Annotated in this window: 2 protein-coding genes and 1 pseudogene; 2 read left to right on the plus strand and 1 reads right to left on the minus strand. The window is 50.0% G+C overall.

The annotated features are described in order from the left end of the window. Positions 1-122 precede the first annotated feature (122 nt). Positions 123-743: a hypothetical protein gene (locus tag NXS99_RS09065; protein WP_259288356.1), complete on the minus strand. Its 621-nt coding sequence runs from the start codon at positions 741-743 to the stop codon at positions 123-125. Positions 744-1163: 420 nt separating this feature from the next. Here NXS99_RS09065 and leuS point away from each other — a divergent pair, with 420 nt between their 5' ends. Together leuS and NXS99_RS09215 are read left to right on the plus strand one after the other, a co-directional pair. Next, positions 1164-4019, plus strand: coding sequence for a leucine--tRNA ligase (gene leuS, locus NXS99_RS09070; protein ID WP_259288357.1), 2856 nt, complete (start codon positions 1164-1166; stop codon positions 4017-4019). Between the two features lie 2621 nt (positions 4020-6640). Continuing rightward, positions 6641-7697, plus strand: a pseudogene (locus NXS99_RS09215) (hypothetical protein); the annotation flags it as partial.

Raw genomic sequence — 7697 nt, forward strand, 5'->3', positions numbered from 1 at the left:
AAATCCTCACCCGGCGCAGTATTACAACGGGATCGCAGCTTCACGACGCATGCTGGAATAACCATCTGGTTAGGGTAAAACACCCGCTTCAACGGTTGAAGCGGGCGCTTACGCATGCCGTATTAAGAAAATAATGTCTTATTGGCGTATTCAAAGATGAATGCTATCTTCTGCTCGAAGAACATCTCGTTTTCCATGAGGATACGTGGATGAATGAGATCGTAGCGACTGTACTCTCTCATGACAGCCTCAATACCGCTTTCGTTCTTGTCATCTTTGCAGGTGAACCACCGCATCTGGTGATTAGTGGTGACAATGGTGTCAATAAGCATGTGAATGATACAAGTTGCTTTTTCCTGAGTGAATCCAGCCTTCATCATGCGCTTCCCGATGCGCACGAGCGTTGGCTTGAGGTATTGATTCATAAGAGGATTTTTGACGAACACGGTTGCAAGATCCGGACGTTGTTTGCAAACCTTGTTGAACTCTGTACTGAACGTACGCAACATCGTCTGCCAGCTGTCGCTTGGATCAAAATCCAAATCCATGCCGTAGAGCAGGAGTTGCACGCATTCGCGTGTGACTTCATCCTTGTTGTGGTAGTAACGGTACAGGGAGGCCATGTCTACACTGAGATCATTGGCGACAGAGGACATAGAATAGCGATCGAGTTCGTGCTTCAAAACTGCATCAATGATTATCTTGTGATCAAGACGCCGCTTTTTATGATGATGGTTATACATACAAGATCCTTTCTGCCTCGGAGAATGTTTATTTATCAGGTAATATTAATCTTCTCATCAGGAATATTCTCGGTTTTTGAGAATTCTATTGGGTAAACCACTTAGATTTTCAGTTTTTCCTTAATTGTGGCTTGTAAATTAACCCCATTTGGGGCAGATCATCGGATTTTCCGCAGTGAACCAATGCTCATTAAAGCGCCATTATTATCCATCTCGATACGCATAACGACGATGTGATGGATACGTTGTGCGTCGCTTAACACGATTGCTGCGCGGTTGCGTAGCGCAGACACCCTGCGCGCCCCGCCTGCCAGGGCTCCTCTGCCGGCGATTCCCACGACAGCCTCGTGTCGAACCCAACATTTCCTTAATAGGGGGCCAAAGTAGGAAAATCCCGAAAACCGATTAAACTAAATACCCATGACTACACCGAGCGAGGCACCAGCGCACCGCTACTCTCCTGAGTTGGCAGGTGCCATTGAGCAGAATTGGCAGACTTTTTGGCGCGAGAATGGCACGTTCCATGCGCCGAATCCCGTTGGAGCATTAGCGAGTGAGACGCCGCTTGCGAAGGACAAGCTTTTTGTCCAGGATATGTTCCCTTTCCCTTCAGGTGTTGGCCTGCATGTGGGCCACCCGCTTGGCTATATCGCGACTGACGTGTTTGCGCGTTATAACCGCATGTTGGGCAAGAATGTCCTGCATACATTAGGGTATGACGCTTTTGGTTTGCCTGCCGAGCAGTACGCGATTCAAACCGGCACGCATCCTGCGGTAAAGACGCAGGAGTCTATTGAGAACATGGAGCGTCAGCTTAATAGGTTGGGCCTGGGGCACGATAAACGGCGTTCAATTGCGACCACAGATGTGGACTACTACCGCTGGACCCAATGGATTTTCCTCCAGATCTTTAATGCGTGGTTTGATGCGGAGTCCGGCAAGGCCCGCCGTATTAAGGAACTTGAGCCGTTGCTGCGTTCCGGTGAGCGCAAAGTCCCTGCTGAGATGGCCGCCGAGTTCGGCACCGACGATTTCACTTCTCTGAACCGCACCCAGCAGGCTCGCGTGATTGATGAGTACCGTTTGGTGTATCAGTCTCATTCGATGGTCAATTGGTGCCCAGGCCTGGGCACGGTGCTGGCAAATGAGGAGGTCACCGCTGACGGTAAGTCCGAGCGCGGCAACTTCCCTGTCTTCCGCAAGAAGCTGAGCCAGTGGATGATGCGCATCACCGCATATTCCGACCGCCTCATCGACGATCTCGACCTGCTCGATTGGCCTGACAAGGTCAAAAGCATGCAGCGTAACTGGATCGGCCGTTCGCGCGGCGCCGAGGTCGATTTCACCTCCCAAGGCCACACGCTCACGGTGTTCACCACCCGCCCTGATACCTTGTTCGGCGCGACTTATATGGTCCTTGCCCCAGAGCACGAGCTTGTCGACGCCCTGGTCGCCGGCGGTTCCGGTTCCTACGAGGGTATCGACGCTCGTTGGACATTCGGTGAGTCCACTCCAGCTTCCGCAGTTGCTGCATATCGTGCAACAATTGCCGCGAAGTCTGATCTGGAGCGTCAAGAGAATAAGGAAAAAACTGGTGTCTTCCTAGGCGCCTATGCCACCAATCCTGTGAATGGTGAGCAGATTCCGGTCTTTATTGCCGACTATGTCCTCACCGGTTATGGAACCGGCGCGATCATGGCTGTGCCTGCCCACGATACCCGCGACTATGAATTCGCAACCACCTTCGGCCTGCCGATTCGTGAAGTCGTCGCAGGTGGCGACATCACCGAGGCCGCTTATACCGAGTCCGGCACGGCGGTAAACTCCGCGAACGACAACGGACTTTCTCTTAATGGGATGGCAAAGCCTGAAGCCATCGCCGCCGCCATCACCTGGCTGGTCGACCACCAATTAGGAAAAGAGAAGATCCAGTACAAGCTGCGCGACTGGCTGTTTGCCCGCCAGCGCTATTGGGGCGAGCCATTCCCTGTGGTCTACGGTGAGGACGGCATCGCGCACGCTCTGCCAGATTCCATGTTGCCTGTGGAATTGCCAGAGGTTGAGGATTATAAGCCGGTCTCCTTCGATCCGCAGGACGCCGATTCTGAGCCGCAACCACCTTTGGCGAAGGCTACGGACTGGGTGAATGTCGAGCTCGATTTTGGCGATGGCCTGCAGGTTTACCGTCGCGACACGAACGTGATGCCGCAGTGGGCTGGGTCGTCCTGGTATCAGCTGCGCTACATCGATCCCCTTAATACGGAGGAGTTCTGCGCATACGAGAACGAACAGTACTGGACCGGCCCGCAGTTCGACGGCGACTGCGGCGGCGTGGACCTGTACGTCGGCGGCGTCGAGCATGCTGTGCTGCACTTGTTGTACTCGCGTTTCTGGCACAAAGTGCTGTTCGACTTGGGCTACGTCTCGTCGTGTGAGCCGTATCGACGCTTGTTCAACCAGGGCTATATCCAGGCCTATGCCTATACGGATGCGCGCGGGGTGTATGTTCCTGCCGCTGAGGTGGAAGAACGCGATGGCAAGTTCTTCTATCAAGGCGAGGAAGTCACCCAGGAGTATGGCAAGATGGGCAAGTCATTAAAGAACGCCGTCTCGCCTGATGAGATCTGTGATGAGTATGGCGCCGATACTCTGCGCGTCTACGAGATGGCCATGGGTCCGCTGGATACCTCTCGCCCATGGGCAACGAAGGACGTCGTCGGCGCGCAACGCTTCTTGCAGCGTTTGTGGCGCCTGGTTGTTAACGAAACCACTGGTGAGCTGGCCGTCACCGACGCTGAGCTTGACGACGCCACGAACAAGGCCCTCCACCGCACGATCGCGGGCATTCGCGAGGATTACGAAAACCTGCGTCTGAACACGGTCGTGGCTAAGGGCATTGAGTACGTGAACTTCCTGACCAAGCATTTTGCCAAGGGAGCGCCGCGTGCGGCGGTTACCCCGCTGGTCTTGATGATTGCGCCGGTGGCACCGCACATTGCCGAGGAATTGTGGCATCGGCTTGGTCATGAAGATACCTTGGCCTTTGCCCCATTCCCAACCTTTGATGAGCGCTGGCTGAAAGACGATGAAATCGAGCTTCCAGTGCAGGTCAATGGCAAAGTACGCGGTAGAATCACTGTTCCTGCGGATGCTGATGCAGCAACGGTGGTCAAGATGGCGTTGGCTGATGAGGGTGTGAGTGTGCATGTAGCAGGCAAAACCCTTATTAAGGAAATTGTGGTGCCAGGCCGCATGGTGAACCTAGTTGTGAAGTAAGTTTTGGTTTGAATTTCTCCCTTGCATATCTCGGTATGCAAGGGAGATTTTTGCATTTCAAACACAACCTGGCATGGCTTTTCTGAGGCAGAGCGAAAATTGCCGGGAGTATTGTCTTTTCAACCGATAATCCGACTTGTGAGGTGATGCGATTGATGTTGCGTATTTACAAAAAATTGAACGTATTGCGGCATTATATTAAATACGTCACTGTGATGATATGCGGTGTTGGGTAAGAAGTATGAGGAAACAAAATTTGCGCCTGATGCAAGGTTTAAGAAATTTACTGTTACTGCTTGTTTTGTTGAAATGACGATGGATTTGGAAACTCGACGAACTTAAAAGACTTTGTTTTTTAGCAGGAATATTCAGGAGTATTGCGAAATTAAGTAGTGCCTTTTGATTGCGGAATGTTGTTGGAGGCCAGTGTTTGAAAATAAATCTGAGGAGTTTGCACAGGTGTTGAGTTGATGTTCGTAGGGCGTCAAAAACAAGTACACGACATTGACGTTTAGAACATTTCTGTTTGTTTGTAGGAACCGTGTGTCAATTGAGACATATCTAACACATTAGTTTTTATACAAAGAAACGATAAAAATATTAATAAACATGATTATTGATAATGTAATCCAATTAGCTTCGAGCTGCTCAGGGCTATTTTATTAATAGATTCTCAGTTATAAATATGTATTAAACAAGTGCATATTTTTATCTAAATGAAAACCTTATTCATTATCAACTATTAATCATTGTTTCATTATTAAGGAAGCATTAAAATTACATCTGCTATGGTCACTAATCTCCAACTGGTGGCCACGTTCAGAAAGGCAAACATGGCAAAGAAGAATCGTTGGGTGAGACATGTTTTCACTCCAACAATCGCAGTATTAAGTACCCTGGCAATTGTCGGGGGTGGAGTTAGCCCGGTAGCGCAAGCTCAGGCAACTCTTGGAAATGATCCATATAATGGACCGGCTCGTACCACTGCAGGTGACCGAAACGACGGACGCGTTTTTCCGCCACGTAATCCAGCACAAAGTGTATCTAACTCTGTGTGGGAAAAGGTTTCCCCAACGGAAATGCGAGGCTGGCCAACGATTGGTACGCTCGCTCCAGACCTTGCAGGTGCGGATCCTTACACTGTGCTCAAGGGTGCACCGGGCTCATTTACCATGACTTGGGATACTCCAAGCCTTGCGTTCGGTACACCTTCACGTGGCAATCGTTACCCATATGAAGCACCAAACGCTGGCGACTGGGATGGTGCGAATTTTAACTTCGCGGGCAAAGCAGCCTACGATGCAGCTGCTGCCACGTACCCAAATTGTAACTTGCCTGAGGGTAATGAAGAAGGTATTGATGCTGCTACTGCTCAGGTAGCAGGTCAACAATTCCACTGTAAGGTTACTGATGCGAATGCGTTGAAAGGCCGGATCGTCTTTGATAAACCAACATGGGATCCGACAGTTACCTTTGCGAATTTGTTCGCAGATAGATATTACGGGGATAAAGACGGTGGCGCCGGCGGTGCTGTTCAGACTTATATGGACTTCCGCATTACCAAAGTTGACGATTTAGACTTCTCAAATCCAGCTACTTGGGATACTCCTGCGGGACGTCGTGTATTTGCAGCATTTGAGTCTCGGTATAATGCTTCTGGTAAAAACCATGCCGGTGTATATCGTACAGACAAGGGTATCGAAGTTCGTATTCGTCGTGATGGATATGAAACTGCGGATGGCATTGTTACAGAATATAAAAATGCAAGCCCGACTAACACCTATTGGAAGTCTAACCGTGACAATGGCGTGACGTTTCCAGGTCATGTGAGCAATATTGAGTTCGAAATCTTGCCAACCTTGATGACGTTGCAGGACAAAGAACTACGTGGCGCTACACCATTCGAAACGTTCTCAAATCTTTCTGCGCATGCTGTGAATGTGCTGCACTCAACTTCTGACCTTAAGGTCACGAAGAACGTATATGAACTTGATGGAACCACACCAAAGCCAGTCTCTGAACCAGGAGATGAGCTGGTATGGAAGATCCGTGTGAATCGTGAAGCAGGTAACGATAGCCTCGGTTATATCTTGACTGACAACGTACCTGAATACATTGATCCAGCATCGATTGAGATCATTGGTAAGGATCTGCCTCGTGTTCCTGATGGATACGAAGCATCGATTGACGGCAGTGTTATCACGATTAAGCGTGTGCAGCCTGGTTATACGATTGCTCCTGATCCAAACTTCCCAATGTTTGCACCAGTGGCGGCTGTAGATGCGAACCACTACGTGAGCCCGGACTTTGTTCTTCAGCAAGGTGATGTAGACGTATATACGATTAAGGGTCGCATTAAGCCGAATACCGCTGTTGATGATATCGTCAACGTGACAAACACTGTGAAGGTTGTTGCTTCCACACTGGACTATAACCAAGCCAACAACGTTTCTGAAGCAGTCACGAAGTTGAATCCAAAAGATCCAGTTCCTGCAAAGACTGTCGCATATGTTGGTGAAACGCAGACGTCTGCAGATGCAGATCCAAAGAAGTACTACGAAGGTACTGACAAGGAAGTGAGCGACGCTGGCCGTAACGGTGAAGACGGCGCTGACGACAAGATGTTCCCAGGCATCACCGACTCTACCTACACACTTGCAACCACTGAAGCATTTGCTGAAGATGGCGTCACTCCTGCAGGTTCTTTCGCGATTGATCCTGAAACTGGTGTGGTCACCTTTACGCCTTTGCCAAACTTCGCAGGTAAGGTAAAACCAGCTGAAATTACTGCTACTCCAAAAGATGGCAGCAAAGCACGTACGTCTACGTATGCACCGCTGGTAATTCCGCGCGTCGAGAATCTTTCTACTGAAGGTGCTGTCGGCGAACCAATTACTGTCAGCCCAGTTGCTGACACTCAAAACCGTGGCATTGATCCAACTTCATTGAAGTTCCCAGCTGAAGGTCAGCCTGCGAATGCAGTGCTCAGCGCTGATGGCAAGACCTTGACGGTTGCGGGTATCGGTGTGTGGACGATTAGTCCAGAGGGTGCGTTTACGTTCACACCTGAAGGTGACTACGAAGGCGATATTCCTGATGTTTCTTATGTCGGTACCGCGAAAGATGGTACTCCTGTAGAAACCCCAGCAACGGTGAGCTACAAAGCTTCCAAGCTGAATCCTGCTGAGCAGTTCGCTAAGCCTGGTACCACGATTGAAAGTGTACCTGTTCCAGCACTGCCTGAGGCTGCCGATCCAAAGACGTTTGGTTTCATTGATCCTGCTAATCCAACTGCTGATCCTGTGAAGTCGCTTGAGGTTCCTGGTGAGGGTACTTGGACTGTCAATCCTGATGGAACTGTAAAGTTTGAGCCACTACCTGAGTTCAAGGGTATTCCTGCTCCTGTTGGTATTGGTGCAAAGACTAAGAATGGTAACGTTGTCAAGGCTTCGACTGTGACGATCTTCCCAATCTTGACGTCTGTTGATGCGTTGGATAAGCCACAGACCTCGACTGACGATGCTGCTGGTGACGATACCCTTCCACAGGAAAAGCAGTTCCCTGCGTTGAAGGATAAGACTTTCACCGCTGCGTTTGATGATGGTTCGACCACGAAGACCACTGATCAAGGTGAGTTCGTTGTTGATCCTAAGACTGGTGTGGTGACGTTTACGCCAA

It is taken from the genome of Corynebacterium sp. HS2168-gen11, assembly GCF_024834075.1.
GTDB lineage: Bacteria > Actinomycetota > Actinomycetes > Mycobacteriales > Mycobacteriaceae > Corynebacterium.